The organism is Paraburkholderia fungorum (assembly GCF_046027215.1).
In the GTDB taxonomy this organism is placed as follows: domain Bacteria; phylum Pseudomonadota; class Gammaproteobacteria; order Burkholderiales; family Burkholderiaceae; genus Paraburkholderia; species Paraburkholderia fungorum_D.
Genome location: NZ_JAQQEN010000001.1, coordinates 1,208,802 through 1,226,365 on the forward strand (window position 1 = coordinate 1,208,802; position 17,564 = coordinate 1,226,365).

17 protein-coding genes are annotated in these 17,564 nt (G+C 62.0%); 11 read left to right on the forward strand and 6 right to left on the reverse strand.

The window, feature by feature from the left end:
* The first annotated feature begins 10 nt into the window (after positions 1-10).
* The 5 genes from PQR27_RS05480 (at position 11) to PQR27_RS05500 (ending at position 4,363) form a co-directional block, all read left to right on the forward strand.
* A complete protein-coding gene (locus PQR27_RS05480) occupies positions 11-346 on the forward strand; it encodes a DUF4148 domain-containing protein (protein WP_408522698.1) in 336 nt (111 codons plus the stop codon).
* A 22-nt stretch (positions 347-368) separates the two neighbouring features.
* Entirely contained in the window at positions 369-638 is a 270-nt protein-coding gene (grxC, locus tag PQR27_RS05485) for a glutaredoxin 3 (protein WP_408522699.1), read from the forward strand.
* A 151-nt stretch (positions 639-789) separates the two neighbouring features.
* Positions 790-1,926 carry an acyltransferase family protein gene (locus PQR27_RS05490; RefSeq protein ID WP_408522700.1) on the forward strand — a complete coding sequence of 379 codons (1,137 nt, stop codon included), beginning with the start codon at positions 790-792 and terminating at the stop codon, positions 1,924-1,926.
* 427 nt (positions 1,927-2,353) lie between these two features.
* Entirely contained in the window at positions 2,354-3,592 is a 1,239-nt protein-coding gene (locus PQR27_RS05495) for an MFS transporter (protein WP_408522701.1), read from the forward strand.
* 147 nt (positions 3,593-3,739) lie between these two features.
* Complete coding sequence (locus PQR27_RS05500; protein ID WP_408522702.1) at positions 3,740-4,363, forward strand: pyridoxamine 5'-phosphate oxidase family protein; 624 nt, start codon at positions 3,740-3,742, stop codon at positions 4,361-4,363.
* Positions 4,364-4,445: 82 nt separating this feature from the next.
* On the opposite strand, the gene PQR27_RS05505 is transcribed toward PQR27_RS05500, so the two are convergent.
* Positions 4,446-5,357 carry a DMT family transporter gene (locus tag PQR27_RS05505; RefSeq protein WP_408522703.1) on the reverse strand — a complete coding sequence of 304 codons (912 nt, stop codon included), beginning with the start codon at positions 5,355-5,357 and terminating at the stop codon, positions 4,446-4,448.
* A 124-nt stretch (positions 5,358-5,481) separates the two neighbouring features.
* Here PQR27_RS05505 and PQR27_RS05510 point away from each other — a divergent pair, with 124 nt between their 5' ends.
* Entirely contained in the window at positions 5,482-6,402 is a 921-nt protein-coding gene (locus tag PQR27_RS05510; RefSeq protein WP_408522704.1) for a LysR family transcriptional regulator, read from the forward strand.
* Between the two features lie 67 nt (positions 6,403-6,469).
* Positions 6,470-7,543: an asparaginase gene (locus PQR27_RS05515; protein ID WP_408522705.1), complete on the forward strand. Its 1,074-nt coding sequence runs from the start codon at positions 6,470-6,472 to the stop codon at positions 7,541-7,543.
* 33 nt (positions 7,544-7,576) lie between these two features.
* Here PQR27_RS05515 and PQR27_RS05520 read toward each other — a convergent pair whose 3' ends face one another.
* Entirely contained in the window at positions 7,577-8,356 is a 780-nt protein-coding gene (locus tag PQR27_RS05520; protein ID WP_408522706.1) for a hypothetical protein, read from the reverse strand.
* A 735-nt stretch (positions 8,357-9,091) separates the two neighbouring features.
* Positions 9,092-10,072, reverse strand: coding sequence for a chemotaxis protein (locus tag PQR27_RS05525; RefSeq protein ID WP_408522707.1), 981 nt, complete (start codon positions 10,070-10,072; stop codon positions 9,092-9,094).
* A 414-nt stretch (positions 10,073-10,486) separates the two neighbouring features.
* Here PQR27_RS05525 and PQR27_RS05530 point away from each other — a divergent pair, with 414 nt between their 5' ends.
* The 3 genes from PQR27_RS05530 (at position 10,487) to PQR27_RS05540 (ending at position 14,133) form a co-directional block, all read left to right on the forward strand.
* Complete coding sequence (locus PQR27_RS05530) at positions 10,487-11,044, forward strand: DUF4142 domain-containing protein (protein WP_408522708.1); 558 nt, start codon at positions 10,487-10,489, stop codon at positions 11,042-11,044.
* 265 nt (positions 11,045-11,309) lie between these two features.
* Positions 11,310-13,016, forward strand: coding sequence for a tetratricopeptide repeat protein (locus PQR27_RS05535; protein ID WP_408522709.1), 1,707 nt, complete (start codon positions 11,310-11,312; stop codon positions 13,014-13,016).
* Positions 13,017-13,107: 91 nt separating this feature from the next.
* Complete coding sequence (locus tag PQR27_RS05540) at positions 13,108-14,133, forward strand: aldo/keto reductase (protein WP_408522710.1); 1,026 nt, start codon at positions 13,108-13,110, stop codon at positions 14,131-14,133.
* A 42-nt stretch (positions 14,134-14,175) separates the two neighbouring features.
* Here PQR27_RS05540 and PQR27_RS05545 read toward each other — a convergent pair whose 3' ends face one another.
* From PQR27_RS05545 to PQR27_RS05555, 3 genes are all read right to left on the reverse strand, one after another.
* Positions 14,176-14,721: a cyclic nucleotide-binding domain-containing protein gene (locus tag PQR27_RS05545; RefSeq protein WP_408522711.1), complete on the reverse strand. Its 546-nt coding sequence runs from the start codon at positions 14,719-14,721 to the stop codon at positions 14,176-14,178.
* A 78-nt stretch (positions 14,722-14,799) separates the two neighbouring features.
* Entirely contained in the window at positions 14,800-15,696 is an 897-nt protein-coding gene (locus PQR27_RS05550) for an SDR family oxidoreductase (protein WP_408522712.1), read from the reverse strand.
* Positions 15,697-15,763: 67 nt separating this feature from the next.
* Positions 15,764-16,507, reverse strand: a complete 744-nt coding sequence (locus tag PQR27_RS05555) for an SDR family oxidoreductase (protein WP_408522714.1) — start codon at positions 16,505-16,507, stop codon at positions 15,764-15,766.
* Positions 16,508-16,645: 138 nt separating this feature from the next.
* On the opposite strand from PQR27_RS05555, the gene PQR27_RS05560 reads away from it, so the two are divergent.
* On the forward strand, positions 16,646-17,554 hold the full coding sequence (locus tag PQR27_RS05560) for a LysR family transcriptional regulator (protein ID WP_408522716.1): 909 nt from the start codon (positions 16,646-16,648) through the stop codon (positions 17,552-17,554).
* Positions 17,555-17,564: the final 10 nt, after the last annotated feature.

The window sequence follows — 17,564 nt, forward strand, 5'->3', positions numbered from 1 at the left end:
GAGCTTCATCGTGAAGCGCACTATCCAGGCTGTTCTCGTTGCATCTTTCCTGAGCCTCCCGCTTCTTGCACACGTTGGAATGGCCAACGCGCAGACGACCCGCGCTCAGGTTCGCGCAGAGCTCGTCGCAGCTGAGCAGGCAGGCCAATATCCGCAGAGCGATGCGCACTATCCCGACGCAGCCGCCGATGTGGCACTCACGCACGTAGCCGATCGCGCAGCCATCAAGGCATCCAATCAGGAATCGTACGGTACGTCGAGCGCAGGCAGTTTTGCCGCTGGTCTGCGCCACCTGCGCGTCCATGTTGTGTCGGACTCGCAAAGCGTCGATGAGCGGGGCAATTAACTTCTTACGGAGGGTCACTCTCATGAACACAGTAACGATCTATACAACGCCGACATGTCCGTATTGCATCGCCGCCAAGGCGCTGCTTCGTGATAAGGGCGTAACGTTCAATGAAATCAGCATCGCGGGCGACCGGTCCGCGGCGGCGTCACTCGCTGAGCGAACCGGTCGTCGCACGGTGCCGCAGATTTTCATCGGAACGACGCATGTTGGCGGGTTCGACGATCTGAACGCGCTCGAAGGAGCGGGCCAGCTCGATGCGCTACTCGGCGAGCCCGCCAGGAACGGATGATGAGCAAGACCAGCCGATCGGGAGAAGAGGCCCGATCGGGACGGTGACGGTTGATGTCAATCGGTGCCCGGTTCAGGTGAGCTCATACCGAATCTGACCGGCGCGGCATCTTCTTTGCTTCAGCGGCTACACGCCTTCTGAAGAAAGAAAATTGGAAACCACCGCCCTAGCAATCGCCGCCGTGTTCGGGTCTGCCGTTCTGCTTGCCGTGCCGCTCGGCTGGCTCTTCAAAATCCAACTTAAGCCAGGCCGCTTTACTCATCTCGACGGCATGCGTGCGATTGCCGCGCTGATGGTCGTCTGCGCGCACTACGTGCCCCACGCGGGGCTGGTGATGGGCGCGCCTGTCAGTCTTCGTCTCTGCGATGCGCTGGGCGCGGTCGGTGTACAGATTTTTTTCTGCATCACCGGATTCCTGTTCATGCGCAAAGCCATGAACGGACCCATCGCCATCGATGCGCTCATTTCCTCGCGGGTCAGGCGCATCGTGCCGCTCTATCTGGTGGCGATGACTGCCGCGATCGCCGTCACGCTCTGCATTGCAAGATCAATCCCGCACGCGCCACAGGCAACTTTCCGGGATTTGGTGAGTAGCTATGCCTACGGCTTCACGGGTGGCGACATTCCTTCGGTCGCGGGCATGTCGATTGGCGGGCAGGCTGGTCAAATGTGGACGCTACGCTGGGAATGGCTGTTTTATTTGCTGGTGCCGTTCATTGCTACGCTGCTGATGCGTCCACTATGGGCGGTGGCCGCGTCATCCATCGCGGTGGGATGTGCGGCCTATCAGTACAACGGAACCCTTGCACCGTGGGTGTTCTTTCTACCTGGAATGGCATGTGGGCTGATGGAGCACAAGATCAAGCCAGGCGCCATTACGCAGATAGCGCTGACCGTCATCGGCGCCATAGCGTTCGCCGTTTCATTGCACGTACATGAGCCTGCCTACGGACTTGCGCAGCTCGCGTTGTGCATGATTGGCTTTCCAGCCGTGTTGTTGGGGCATCGAGCGCCGCTGTCGCTCAAACCGCTACGTCTGTTAGGAGAGGTCAGCTACGGCCTCTACATGTGGCATTTGGTCGTCGTGTCGGTGTTTTGGCTCTACGTGCAAGTCTGGAGCGACTGGAATAATTACAAGACGTCCGGTAATAAGTTACCGGTGGCCGTGGCATCGCTGATTGGCCTGTTCGTGCTCAGCTTCGTGACGTACGCCCTGTTCGAGCGACCATTCATGGCACGCGCAAAGGATCGCCCCGGCACGAACAGCCGCGACTGCCAACCAGGCTGATCGGCCGCCGTTACTGGCGACCCCGCGCAAACGAAGCCAATGGTTTCCGTGGTGTACCCATCCGCGACGCACGTGGTGCGGAGTGGGAGCGGATGACGGCTGTGTCACAGGTGCTTATGGACCGCGATGTGATCCGTCAATCGGACCACGAGCCCCTCCAAGCCAGGGGACCCACTTAAGAATTGGCGGTGTGAAGCCGCTTTCTTTGCTTACTTTCTTTGCGGCGGCAAAGAAAGTAAGTGCCCGCCCCGCACAGGGGCGACGCTAATAGACCAATAACAAAACAAGGAAAGGCCAAAAAAGCCAGAGCAGGGAAAAGCCAAAAAAGCGAGAACAAGACCAAAGCAAACCCCCAAACATGAACTAAACTACCCGCCGCCCACCGGCTCCGCCCCTTCCCCGCCAGCCTCGCAGAGACCAACCCCCCATGCCTGACCCCACCGGCCCCCTGATCAAACACCCGGCGTTCCGCCGCTTCTGGTGCACTCGCATCCTCTCATCGCTGTCTTTCCAGATGCTCGCCGTAGCAATGGGCTGGCACATCTATGCCCTCACGCATAGCGCCTTCGCACTAGGTCTCGTCGGCCTCGCGCAATTCCTGCCGATGTTCGCGCTGACACTCGTGGTCGGCCACGTCGCCGACCGCTACGACCGCCGCCGTATCGCGGCAATCTGCCAAAGCCTCGAAAGCGTCGCCGCCTTGACATTCGCCTGCGGCACCTTCGGTGGCTGGATCAGTGCGCCAGTCATCTACGTGCTGGCCGCATGCGTCGGCGCCGCGCGCGCCTTCGAATCCCCCGCGGTCGCCTCGTTGTTGCCCGGCGTCGTGCCGCGCACGCAATTGCCAAAGGCGACTGCGTGGGCGACGTCCGCGAATCAAACCGCGCAGATCGCAGGCCCCGCATTAGGCGGCCTGCTATACGGCATTGGTCCGGGCGCGGCGTACCTTGCCTGCATGCTGTCATTCGCGGCCGCCGCCACGGCCGTGTGGGCCATCCCCCTGCAAGCCAAGCCGATGAGTCGCGCGCCGGTTACCATCGAATCGGTGTTCTCCGGCATCGCCTTCATCCGCAAGGAGCCCGTCATCCTTGGGGCACTGTCGCTCGATCTGTTCGCCGTGCTGTTCGGCGGCGCCACCGCGCTGTTGCCGGTCTTTGCGCGCGATATCTTGCACACAGGCCCGCTCGGGCTTGGTCTGTTGCGCTCGGGTACCGCCATCGGCGCGCTCGCCGGCACCATCTGGCTCGCGCATTTCCCGCTGCGCAACCGGCCCGGCGCCGCGATGTTTGGCGGCGTGATCGCCTTTGGCGCGGCGACCATCGTGTTCGGTCTGTCGCACAACTTTTTTGTCTCGCTGTTCGCGCTGATGATTTTGGGTGCTTCGGACACGATCAGCGTAGTAGTCCGGTTATCGCTGGTCCAACTACGTACACCCGACGCCATGCTCGGCCGCGTGAGCGCGGTCAATTCCCTTTTCATCGGGACATCGAATCAACTGGGTGAATTCGAATCCGGTGTCACGGCAGGGTGGTGGGGCGCGCAACCGGCGGTACTGGTGGGCGGCGCGGCGACGATCGTCGTCGCGTTGCTATGGATGCGATTCTTCCCCGAACTCAAACGCACCCGCTCGCTGGAACGCGAAGAAGCGCTGGCGCCAGGTAGCTGATAGGCCCAACCCGTGAACGAGGAGTCACGTGGGGTGGTCAATTTCTGAAAGGGTGATTCCCGCTTTCACAGGATTCTCTTTGCCCATGGAAACCGGTAGCTTTACACATGTCACCATATCAGGTGATCCGCGCAAAGGAGCCGTTCCATGATCCGCCCCCACCTCTATTCAAGCGACATCGCCTTCACGCCGACAGTGAAGGCTATCCAGGGCCGCCATGGCTCGCGTGAAGCTTACGCACGGATGGAGGAGGAGTACGGCTGGCAGACGCATATCACACCCGAGATCGCGGGTTTTATCGAAAGCCAGACGAGCGTGTTCTTCGCCACCGCGAACGAGGAAGGGCAGCCGTACATCCAGCACCGCGGCGGTCCCGCCGGCTTTCTTCATGTGCTCGACGAGCACACGATCGCGTTCGCGGACTTCGTGGGCAATCGTCAATACATCACGCTCGGCAATCTCGCCGACAACCCGAAGGCGTATCTTTTCCTCATCGATTACGCGACCCGGCAGCGTATCAAGATCTGGGGCGAAGCGCGCGTAGTCGAAGACGATCCTGAATTGTTGGCCAGGCTAATGCCCGAAGGATACAAGGCGCGCGGCGAGCAGGTGATCGTGATGACGGTCAGTGCGTGGGACGGGAACTGTCGCAAGCACATTCCGCAGCGTTTCGAAGCGGCGGACGTCGCTGCCGCGCTGGAGGAGCGCGATCGGCGCATCGCGGCGCTGGAAGCGGAACTCGCGCAGCTGCGTGAACCAGCGCGGGGCTGATCCGAAGCCCGCATCGAGCGATGATGTGGGCGCCGCCACCGCGTCGCGGCAATCGGGCGTTTAGCAGCGAACGGGCGGTTCTTCAGGCACGCGCTGCGCTCACACGCAAGGCCGTCCAGCGCACTGTCGCGAGAATCGACGCCGCGACGATCAGCGCACCGCCGACCCATGCCGTCGTCGAAATCCGTTCACCTAACCAGATGCACGCGAAGAGGGCCCCGAACGCAGGCTCGCTGCCCATCAGCAGCGACACCCGCGTCGGGCTGCTGCGCTTGATCGCGAAGTTCTGCGCGAAGAACGCGAACAGCGTGCACGCGAGCACCAGATAGGCGAGGTAAGCCCAGAACATCGTGTGTTCGGCAACCGACGGCAGCGCCTGCCACTGCTGCGGCGCGAACATTAGAGCCACCGCTGCGCTACCGAACGCCACCACGCCCGACTGAACCGCCGTCACCGACAAAGGCGGCAACGCTGAATCACGCATCACGCGCTTGGTCACGCACACATTCAATGCGCGCAGCAGCGCGGCGAGCAGAATCAGCGCGTCGCCGGGATTGAAACTCAGCGCGCCATCATCTGCCAGCAGCCACGCGCCGAACAGCGAGAGCGCAACCGCCGCCCATTCAATGCGGCTCGGCCGGCGCTTCAGTAGCAGCCATTCGACGAGCGGCGTCAGCACTACGCACAGGCTGATCAGAAACGCCGCGTTGGCGGCGCGCGTCAGCAGGATGCCGAAGGTCTCGCACAAAAAAATCCCGAGTAGCAACGCGCCGGCAATCAGTACGCCGCGCAGCGTGCGGGCATCGGCGCGGCGCAAGTGGCGCAGCGTGGGTGACAGGATCACGAAGGTGATGCCAAAACGCATCGCCAGCAACCCGAGCACCGGATAGAACACCAGCGCGCTTTTGACGACGCCGTAACTCGTGCCCCACACCACGGCGACCGCGAGCAGCATCAGATCGGACAGCAGGAGCAGGCGTTCTTGTTTCGACATGGCGGACCTCGAGCAGATGAGCGCATATTGTCTAACTTTGCATGGAGGATGATAATCGGGTTGCCGCGCACAGCTTTTATGTCACAAACGCATTAATCGCCCCATTGCTCGCGAGTCTGTCCCGATGACCCCAACCGACCTTTTTGCCTTGCTGCCGGACATGGCGGTTTTCGCGCGCGTTGTCGACGCCGGCAATTTTTCAGTCGCGGCACGGCAGCTCGGCAGTACGCCGTCCACCGTGAGCCGCCAGATCAAGCGGCTCGAAGACGCATTGGCCACCCGGCTGCTGGAACGCTCCACGCGCACGGTGCGGGTCACGGAATCGGGCGCCCAGGTCGTGCGATTCTGTCGCGACATGGTGAGCGCCGCGTCGGGGGCGATCGACGCGGCCGGACAACTGGCCGGCAGACCGCAAGGCAAGGTGAGTGTGAGCGCGCCGACTGCATTCGCGAAGACCGTGATTCATCCGCTGATCCCCGGCTTCCTGCGCGCCTACGACGAAGTCGACCTGCAATTGCTTTTCACCGATCACAACGTCGATCCGCTCGCCGACGATGTCGATCTGGTAATCCGCCTCACCGAACATCCACCGCAAGGGCTGGCCGGGCGACGCCTCGGATCGGTGCGCTGGTTGCTCGGCGCATCGCCCGCTTATTTGCGCTCGCGCGGCACGCCGATGCAGCCGCGCGATCTCATGAAGCACGATTGCATCTACCTCGGTGAGACCGCCGACGACAATCGCTGGCGTTTTCGCCGCGGCACGGAGACGCAAACTGTCGATGTAAAAGGGCGTTATATCGCCAATCATGCGGGCGCGCGGCTCGAAGCGGCGCAGCAGGATTTCGGCATTGCGAGCCTGCCTGAATTTGCCGCGACCGATGCCTTGCTGAGTGGCGAACTGCTGCAGGTGCTGCCGGACTGGAATCTCGAAGCACGCGCGTACGTGGGGTCGGTATGGCTGCTCTATCCGCCCAGTCGCTTCCTGCCGCCGAAGGTGAGGGCGTTGATCGATTACCTTGTCGAGCATATCCGCGAGCCGGCCTGAATGCCGGTTCCTTTTTCAAGCGACGCATAACGATCGCGACGACTCCGCGATCAGGAGGAGAACGAAAATGAGCTTGCACGAAACCGGGCCAGTCGCGGCGACTGTCTATCGTGGCGAATCGATCGAGAACACGCACGTCGCGCATGTTGCGGTGGTGGACGCGGGCGGTCGCCTGCTGTATTCGTTCGGCGATCCGTCGCGCGTGACGCTGGCGCGCTCCGCCGCGAAGCCTGCGCAGGCATTGGCGGTCGTTGAAACGGGCGCGCTCGAACGCTTCGGTTTTGACGAAGCCGACCTTGCGCTGATGTGCGGCTCGCACAGTAGCGAGGCGCGTCATATCGAGCGCACGCGGCAAATGCTGGCGAAAGCGCAGGTCAGCGAAGCGGATCTGCGCTGCGGCGGGCATCCTCCTTTATCCGACGCCGTGTATGTCGACTGGTTGAAGCGCGACTTCAAGCCGGGCGCCGTGTGCAGCAACTGTTCGGGCAAGCACGCCGGGATGCTGGCGGGCGCGCGATCCATCGGCGCGGCGATCGACGGCTATGAGCGGCCGGAACATCCTTTGCAGGTACGCGTGAAGCACACCGTGGCGCACGTATGCGATTTACCGGACGAAGCGGTGCAGTGGGCAACTGACGGCTGCAATCTGCCGACGCCCGCGTTCGCGCTCGATCGCCTCGCCCGCTTGTTCGCGAAGCTCGCTGCCGCGCACGATGCGGTTTCTGCTTCGTCGTCCGTTTCGCCGCGGACGGCTGCGCTGGCGCGCATTTACCGTGCGATGACGGCGCACCCTGAGCTGGTAGCGGGCGAGGGGCGTTTCTGTACGCTGCTGATGCGGGCATTCGACGGCGAACTCGTCGGCAAGGTAGGCGCCGATGGCAGCTACGCGATTGGCGTGCGTGCGTCGCAGCAGACGGCGCAATTGGGCGCCGAGGGAGCGCTTGGTATTGCAGTGAAGGTGGAGGACGGCAACCTCGGTGTGCTCTACGCGGTGGCAGCCGAATTGCTCGTGCGACTCGACATTGGCACACCGGAGCAACGTGCACGGCTTAACGGTTTTCACGCGCCACGAATGCTCAACACCATGGGCGTCGAAATCGGCCACCTGGCGTTTTCGCTCGCGCTCGAATCGCATCGGTAGAGCCCGGTATGAAGGGATACCGGGCGACGCGCGCTATGCGTCGTCCTGCTTGAAGCGGTCCTGTATCGCTATCAGTTGATCGTCGCTGGTGGCGACGATCCACAGACGGGCGCGCTCGACCATCAGGCGGTTGTGATCTTTCAGCGCGCCCATTGATACGGCGGTTTTCCACGCGAGCGGCGCGGCCCGGCTGGTTCTTCCCGACGGCGTGCCGACCAGCAGCGCATACGGTCCGAGCGGTAGCGAGACGAACGGCATGGCGGGTTTGACGCGCACGCGCCAGTCGATGAAGGGTGAATCGCTGAAGAGGAGCGGCGTGGGCAGGCCGTGCAGCACGGTGAAGTCGTAGAGTGCCAGTTGTTCACGCATGGGCACATAGACGCGGCGAATATCGCTGACGAGCGCCGCACGGATTTCGTCGTCGAACATGGCTTCTTGCGTGTAGCGGTCGAAGGCTTGTTGAGCGTCGTGCTGGTAGGCGCTAAAGATGGCGAGGTCGATGCAATCGCTGACGGCGCGTTGGACTTCGGCGGCGGAGCCGGCTTCCTCGGGTTTGCCGAGTTGGGCTGCATGGAGCAGGCGGGCGACGGCCGCGTCCTGGGTTGCCGGACCGGTGGCCGATGGGTCGTCACGGGTATCTTTACCTAGCGGGACGTAGATGTATTTTTCTTCCGCGAAGCGGGATTTCTTACCATCGTCGAAGGAGATTGCGCCGGTGGCGCAGTTCAGATAGCGAGTACCGATGTGGCCGTGTTCCCACACGTAGTTTTTCAGGAAGGGACGCAGGGGGTGGAGTGGGGCAAGGGGTTGCATCTTCTTTTTGCACTCCGTGCGAGGTTGGGGGTTTGTATGGTCCCATAGATTTTGGGTTGGTGTTGTTTTTTGCCTCTGGCGGTGGCAGTTCCTTGTTCTTGCTTCTTGGGCCTTTCCTTGTGTTCTTATTGGTTTATTAGCGTCGCCCCTGTGCGGGGCGGCACCTACTTTTCTTTGCCGGCCGCAAAGAAAAGTAGGCAAAAGAAAGCGGCTCAAACCGCCAACATTTAAGTGGGCCCCCTGGCTTGGAGGGGATTGTGGTGCGATAAACGGATCACACCTCGGTCCATAACGGTCTGTGACACAGCCGTCATCCGCTCCCACTCCGCACTGCGTGCGTCGCGGACGGGTTCACCACGGAAACCAGGCGCTTCGTTTGCGCGCGGTGGGGGCCATCGGCTTCGCCTCGGCGAAGCGCCGAAAACACCAATCGGATTGGTTTTGTGAAGTACCGCCCCGGCGCGCGCGGCGCCGCCGGAGGAATGACGGCCTGGTCACTCACGCAAGAAGGTGCGGAGGGCCAATCTCTACGGAGCCACGATCCCCTCCAAGCCAGGGGACCCGCTTAAAAATTGGCGGTTTGAGCCGCTTTCTTTTGCCTACTTTTCTTTGCGGCAGGCAAAGAAAAGTAGGTGCCCCCCCGCACAGGGGGAACACTAATAGACCAATAAGCAAACAAGGAAAGGCCCAAGAAGCAAGAACAAGGAAATGCCGCCGCTAAAGGCAAAAAAAACCTCAAACAACCACATCCAACGAAGTCACACTCCCAATTGCATTCCGAATAGCCGCAGCCAGCTCACCGGCTGCAAACTTAGCGACATAACCGTTCGCTCCAGCATTCTTCACATGCGCCTCATTCGCGGCGCCAGTCAGCGAAGAATGAATAATCACTGGAATATCCCGTGTGCGCTCATCAGCCTTGATCTGGCGAGTCAACATAAACCCATCCATCTCCGGCATCTCGAGATCGGTCAGTACCAAAGCAATACTATCCTTCACCCGCGAGCCGTTGGCCTGCGCCTCCCGCGCAACCTGCTGCAACGTATTCCAGGCCTCTTCGCCCGTCTTCGTCATCACGTAATCGGCGCCAATCGCAGTCAACGCCTGCTCGATCAGCTTGCGCGCAAAACCGGAATCATCAGCGGCAAGTATCTTCGCGCCAGGCCGAATCCCCAACGCCTCTCCCACGGAGGTGGGGTCGACACCCGGATGCTGCGACGGAAATACATCGCGCAACACCTGCTCGACATCGATCACCTGGGCGAGACGCGAGTCGCCCGTGTTGCCGTCGATACGCGCAATGCTCGTGACGAGATTGCCCCCCGCCGCGCCCTCCGCGGATAGCACCTGATTCCACTCCAGCCGCACGATGTCGTCCACTTCCTCCACGGCAAACGCCTGCGTCGAACGCGCAAATTCCGTCACCAGCAAGATGTTCAACCCGCGCGTCGGCTCGCAACCCATCAGCCGCGGCAAGTCGATCACCGGAATAATCTGCCCCCGAATGTCCACCGCACCCATCACATAAGGCGACGACCCGGCAATCGGCGTGACCGCAGGCATTGTCGATATTTCACGCACCTTGAAGACGTTGATGCCGTAAAGCTCATGCGCGTCGCTGCCAGGAACCGCCCCCAGCCGATACAGCAATAACTCGAACTTGTTCGAACTCGTCAGATTGCTGCGTTCGTCATTCGCGCGGTGGTCTACTGCCATCAAAACTCTCCAGGGATTACGGTGCGTGTGGTGCGCCATGCATACGTTACGTTGGGCCCTGGCGCGCGCCCTACCTTTCTGTTATCGGCTCGACTGCCAGAAAATTCAGCAATTTCAAGAGGTTTACACGAGCTTCCTGCTGGCCCCGTGCAAACACACGCACGCGCGGCAGATCGGAAAGCGCGCGCGACCCGATAACACTTCCGCGTCGATTCATATGAAGGTTACCTAAGGTTACAGAAGCGACAGCGTCGTTTCACATGCTGTCCAAGGCGACTCCTAGAATGCACAGCGGTAAAGCGTGGTGTTGTCAGCCACCTGCAAGCAAATTGCAAGCTCGCACCGCAATGACCTGCAGTGGCCGAAGCGCGCATGCCTCAGTGTTGTTTCGCATTCACACTCCAAGGAGAACATATGATCCGCTTGCCTCTCGCCGCCATCACCAGTGCCTGCATGACCGGTCTTCTGGTCGTCGCCACCGCAGCCAGCGCTCAAACTTCGCCAGCCGCGCCGGCGGCGGACGCCGGTCGTCTGCATGCCGCTGACCAGGCCTTCATCGCCGACGCAACGAAGTCCGTGGCCACGCAACGCGACGCCGCGCGCATCGCCACCTCGCGCTCTACCGACCGGGACGTGAAGGCCTTCGCCGAACGCGTGTCGACTGATAACGCGAAAATCTCCGACGCATTGCGCGCGGCCAGCCCGCGTGGAGTCGACGTGCCGAAGAACGATCCCGACGCGGCGGTGCTCGCGAGCATCAACAATCTGCGCGGCGCGGACTTCGACAAGACCTATATCGAGCAGGTCGCACTCGCCGGCGAACAGAAAGCGCTCTCGGCATTCCAGGCGGAAATCGCATCGGGTCGCGACGAGCAGTTGAAGGACGCAGCCAGGAAGGCACTGCCGACGATCCAGGAGCATTACGCCATGGCTCAGGATCTCGCCAAGCGTAAGCACCTCGCCGCGCAGTAAGCCGCTGCAATAAGCCACTGCAGTAAGCCACATCACGCGCGTCACGTTGCGGCGTGACGCGCCTCATCGCACTGCTGCAAAACAGCCAGCATGGATCTTTAACGCAGTACCGCTGTTCACGCAGCATCCGTAAAGCCAATCGAGTGCGTTCTTTTCGGCGATAATCGGCATCGTTGTTCGGACCCGGCATACGCGGCTTTCCGCTACGTCCCAGACAATCCGAAAACGTTTCCGATTCCAGACGCATTCAATCAAAGCTCACCGTATGAGCAAACCTGCCAATTTGCCGCAACAGTTGGAGCACATGCTTCGGCAAGCTGTCGCGCTACAGCACAACGGCGCATTCGCCGAGGCCGAAGAACTCTACCGCGAGATTCTCGAACTCAAGCCGCGCCATTTCGATGCCCTGCAATTGCTCGGCGCGCTGGCATTGCAAGGGGGACGCGTGCAGGAAGGCATCGAATTGCTCCGCAAGGCGGTCGCCATCAATGTAAAACAGGCGCCGACCCATTCGAATCTCGCTTATGCGCTCAACGTGTCGCAGCGTTTCGGCGAGGCACTCGCGAGCGCCGATCGCGCACTCGCCTTGCAGCCAAAATTCCCCGATGCCTTGAACAATCGTGGCAACGCGCAAACGGGTCTCGACGCACCGCTCGAAGCGCTCGCCAGCTTTGATCGCGCAATCGCCCTGTCGCCGGATTTCGCGCAAGCCTGGAACAACCGTGCCTGCGTGTTGCGCGACCTCGGCCGTCCCGCTGATGCATTGGCAAGCTGCGATCATGCGCTTGCGTTGCAGCCGAACTATCCCGACGCATGGAGTAACCGCGGCAATGCGCTCAGCGACCTCAATCAGCCGCAAGAGGCCGAACGTAGCTACCGGCGCGCGCTCGAACTTGCCCCTCGGTTCGCCGATGCCTGGAACAATCTCGGCCTGACCCAGATCGATCTCAATGAGCACGCGCAAGCGCTGCTGAGCTACGAGCATGCACTTGCTGTGAATTCCGCCGCGGCGGAAACGCACTGGAATGAATCGCTGTGTCTGCTGCAGATGGCCCGGTTTGAAGCGGGGTGGCAGAAGTACGAATGGCGTTGGGAGCGCAAGCGTATCAAGGCCAGCAAGCGTGTCTTTGCGCAACCGCTCTGGCTGGGCGATTTTTCGATCGACGGCAAGACGATTCTGTTGCACGCGGAGCAGGGACTTGGTGACACGCTGCAGTTTTGCCGCTACGCCGCGCTGGTGTCGAAGCTCGGCGCAAGAGTCGTGCTTGAAGTGCCGTCGGAGTTGATGCGGCTCATGGCCACGCTCGACGGCGTGGATCAATTGATCGAAGCGGGCGAGGCGCTGCCGCCGTTCGATTGTCACTGTCCGTTGCTGAGTCTGCCGCTGGCATTCAGGACTGACCTCGCGAGCATTCCGTCCGGCACGCCTTATCTGTTCGCCGATGCAGCAGCGGCACAGCAGTGGCGCGATCGGATCGACGTACCAGCGGACGGCCGCCTGAAAGTCGGGCTCGTATGGGCCGGTGGCAATCGTCCGCATGTCGCTGAACTTCGCAAGAACGATGCGCGCCGTTCGATCACGTTCGAACGGCTGGCACCGATTCTCGAGGTGCCGAACGTACGCTTCTTCAGCCTGCAGAAAGGTCCAGCCGCGCAGCAACTTGCGCACGGTGCGTCGACGCAAAACATCGTCGACTACAGCGAAGAACTCGGTGACTTCGCCGACACGGCGGCGCTGGTGGCGAACCTCGATCTGGTGATTTCGGTGGATACGTCCACGGCGCATCTGGCCGGTGCATTGGATAAACCTGTGTGGATTCTGAATCGCTTCGACACCTGCTGGCGCTGGATGCTGGAGCGCACCGACACGCCCTGGTATCCGCGCGCCACGCTGTTCCGCCAGCCCGCGCTGGGCGATTGGGACAGCGTGATACTCGCGGCGCGCGACGCGTTGGCCACGCTGAGCGCCTAGGCGCTGCGCCGGCATGGCCGCCAACGCGTTTCTCCAGACGCGCGTAGACTGATTGTCCGTTTATTAACGGCTAAGCCATGGAGATTCATCAATGGAATACAGACATCTGGGTGCGTCCGGCTTCAAGGTGCCGGCGCTGAGTTTCGGCACGGGAACGTTTGGCGGCAAGGGCGAGTTCTTCGAAGCGTGGGGCGCGACTGACGTTGCCGAGGCGCGTCGTCTGATCGACATCTGCTTCGATGCCGGCGTCACCATGTTCGACAGCGCGGACATCTATTCGAAAGGGGCGTCTGAATCGGTGCTCGGCGAAGCGCTGAAGGGCAAGCGCGACAAAGCCATCATCTCGACCAAGGCGACGTTCCGCTTCGACGACAGTCCGAACAATGTCGGCTCGTCGCGCTTTCATCTGATTCAGGCGGTGGATGCAGCGCTCAAGCGCTTGCAAACCGACTACATCGATCTGTTCCAGTTGCATGGTTTCGACGCGAAAACGCCCGTCGCCGAAGTGCTGTCGACGCTCGACGATCTCGTGCGCGCCGGCAAGATCCGCTATACGGGTGTGTCGAATTTCTCCGGCTGGCATCTGATGAAATCGCAGGACGTTGCGGACCGTTACGGCTATCCGCGCTACGTCGCGAATCAGACCTACTACTCGCTGATCGGCCGCGATTACGAATGGGAACTGATGCCGCTCGGCGTGGATCAGGGCGTGGGCGCGGTGGTGTGGAGTCCGCTCGGCTGGGGACGTTTGACCGGCAAAATCAAACGCGGCCAGCCGTTGCCCGAGACGAGCCGCTTGCATAAAACCGCCGACATGGGTCCGCCAGTGCCGGACGAGTACCTGTTCCGCGTACTCGACGCGATCGACGAGGTGGCCGACGAAACCGGCAAGACGGTGCCGCAGATCGCGCTGAACTGGCTGCTGCAGCGGCCCACGGTGTCGACCGTTCTGATCGGCGCGCGTAACGAAGAGCAATTGCGGCAAAACCTCGGCGCGGTCGGCTGGAATCTGACGCCCGAACAGGTCGCGAAACTCGACGCGGCGAGTGCCGTGCGTCCCGCTTATCCGTACTGGCATCAGGAAGGATTCGTCGAACGCAATCCCACGGCGGTGTAAGCGCGGCATAAGCGCTGTTCCACTAGACGCTCCGGCCCGACCTCATTTGACGAGTTCGGCTGGAGCGGCGAATACTTCATCATAGTAACGGTGGCCTGCATCGAGATGCGGGCCGAACGCGAAACCCTGCGCGAGCATCGCGTCGAAGTCGGCGCGCTCGATTTTCATCACATAGCTATGTTCGTTGGTGACCAGACGGCATGGCCGGTCTGTCACGTCCGAGCTGAACCATTTCCCCGCGCTCGCATGACCCGCCGGATACGCGTGGCCGCCGGATTCGAGCTGCCAGCCGCCGTCCAGCAATATCCACATGCCGAGATCGCCGCCGGGGCCACCGGCGCATTGCGCGACGACGGTGCCTGCTTGCGCTTCCCATTCATGCGAATGACCGATTACCCAGCGAAGTTGTCCGGTCGTGAGGCCAGTGAAGAAGGGCGTGTGTTTCAGCAAGTGCAGGTACGTGACTGAGGGCTTCATTTCGGTGCTCCGCGTATTGACAGATGCGCCCGGTGGCTGTGATTGCGCATCGCACGCGGCGGTCAGCAACGGCAGCAGCGCGGCGCAAGCGATCAGGATTGTGGATTTCATCAACGTGTCCAAGGTGCCATAGGAACGGTGGAGCGTCAGGGTTCGTGCATGATGCTCGACGCTCCCTCGTCATCGTGCTCAGCGCCTGATCTTCGCCTCGAGCAGATCACCCATGCCGATCCGTTTCGCGAAGTCGATCCGCACGCGCTCCGACACTTCGAGCACTTCGCGCGCGCCGTCGCCGACGAAGTCGATCACAGCGCGCATCGGCCGCTCGCCATCAGGCAGCGCGACGATCCGCACGATTTCATCGGCTACTGCTTGCGGATCGGCGTCGTCCGGCGTCAGCTCGGAGAGACGCTCGCCGATCTGATCCATCACACCTTCGTAGCGTGCGTAGGCCGCGGCCCGGTCGGTGTCGGCGGGCTTGCCTGCGCTCGGAAAGTGCGCGGTGCCGCGCGTGAATGCGCCGGGCACGACGATCGAGGTTTCGATGCCGAAGCGCGCGATCTCATACGCGAGCGTCACCGCCAGCGAATCCATCGCGGCCTTGGCGGCGCCGTAAGGGCCCATGAACGGTGGAAAGCCGCCCTTGGTTGTGGTGCTGCTGATCCACAGCATCAAGCCCGCTTCCTGCGCACGCAGGTGCGGCAGCACCGCACGATTCACGCGCTGCGCGCCGAAGAAGTTGGTGTCGAACACTTTCGCCATTTCTTCCGGCGTGAATGCTTCTGTCGGGCCGACCACCAGGTGCCCGGCGTTCTGCATGACCACGTCGAGACGGCCCTGTGCGCGGACGATCGTCGCGGCGGCGGCATCGGCGGATGCCTGCGACAGGACGTCGAGTTCGAGCGGATATAACTGGATGTCCTTGGCGTTGGCGAGCGCACGCAATTCATCGGCGCGCGGCCGGTTGCGTCCTTCGACATCGCGCATCGTCGCGTAGACGATATGGCCGGCTTGAGCCAGCGATTGCGCGGTGAGCTTGCCGATGCCGGTGCCGGCGCCCGTCACCAGGATAACTTTCTTCTGCATGTCTCTTCTCCGATTCGATGGAAGCGATATGGCTTTTCAAACTGCGGTGCGAATTCGTCAACCGTGCTCAAGCGATGCCGCCATTGGCGCGCAGGATCTGGCCGTTGACCCAACCCGCGTCCGGACCGGCGAGGAACGCCACCACCGAGGCGATATCGTCCGGCTGGCCGAGGCGTTGCAGCGGCGCCATGTTGGCGAAGGTCTGGATCTGTTCTTCGGTCTTGCCGTCGAGGAACAGTGAGGTGGCGATCGGGCCGGGCGCGACCGCGTTGACGGTGATGTTGCGGCCGCGCAGTTCCTTGGCGAACACATGCGTGAACGATTCGACGGCGGCCTTGGTGGCGTTGTAAATCGCGTAGCCGGGCATGTTCAGCGCGAGCGTGGTGCTCGAGAAGTTGACGATGCGCCCGCCGCTGTTCATGCGCGTGGCGGCTTCGCGCAAGGTGTTGAAGGTGCCGCGCACGTTGATGTCGAAGGTCTGGTCGTAGAGCGCGTCGCTGGTGTCGGCGAGCGGCACGGTTTTGAGTACGCCGGCGTTGTTGACGAGGACATCGACCTTGCCGAGTTGCTGTTCGGTGGTCTCGAACATGCGGCGCACGTCATCGGCTTTCGACACGTCGGCCTTCACCGCGATGGCTTTAGCGCCGCCAGCCGTGAGTTCGGCGACGAGCGCATCGGCTTCTGCCGAACTCGACGCGTAGTTGACGACCACCGCGAAGCCATCCTGGGCGAGCCGTTGCGCAACTGCTGCGCCAATGCCGCGGGATGCGCCGGTAACGATAGCGACTCGAGCGTTTCTGATCGTGTTCATGATTCGTTTCCTTCTGAGTGGTGGGTGAGTGAGACGAATCATGGACCCTTTCTCCACGAAGATAATCGGGCTACACTTGCCATAATCATTCCATTTACTTTAACAATTAACCGGCGGGTGGTCGCAAAGGCGCTCAACATGGATCGTTTCGAGGAAATGCGGGTGTTCGTGCGGATCGCGGAGCGGCAAAGCTTCACGCGTGCCTCGGACGACCTGCAGATCCCGCGCGCCACCGTCACCAACCTGATGAAGCGGATGGAACAGCGGCTCGGCGCGCGGCTTCTCGAACGGACCACGCGCTCGGTGCGCCTGACGCATGACGGCGAGGCGTATTACCGCCGTTGCGTGCGGCTGATTGCCGATATGGAAGAGGCGGAGGGCTCGTTTTCGAACCTCGCGCCAAAGGGGCTGTTACGGGTGAATCTGCAGGGCACGCTGGCGCGGCACTTCGTCGTGCCCGCGCTGCCGGCGTTTCTGGCGCAGTTTCCCGACATTGAACTGACGATCGGCGAGGACGACCGGCTGGTCGACCTGGTGCGGGAAGGGGTCGATTGCGTGCTGCGGGCGGGGAATCTGCAGGATTCGTCGATGGTGGGACGGCGCGTCGCGCAATTGCCGCAAGTGACGGTCGCGAGCCCGGCGTATCTGGAAGCCTATGGCGAGCCGGCCGATCCGGCGGCATTGTCCGCGCATCGGGCCGTCAATTATCTGTCGAGCGCGACCGGCAAGGCGGTGCCGCTCGAATTTACCGTGGACGCGCGCGAGCGGGCGGTGTATCTGCAGTCGGCGGTGTCGGTGACCGGCGCCGACCTCTACACCGGCTCGGCGGTGGCCGGTCTCGGCATCGTGCAGGTGCCTCGGTACCGTGTGGCTGAGGAGCTGGCCGCGGGGCGGCTGAAGATTATCCTCGCGGCCTATCCGCCGCCGTCGATGCCGGTTTCCGTGCTGTATCCGCAGAATCGCCAGCTGTCGTCGCGCGTGCGGGTGTTTGCGCAGTGGCTGCGCGACATCTTCGAAGCGGCCGGTGCACCTGACGCTTCGCCATGAGCGTGCGAAC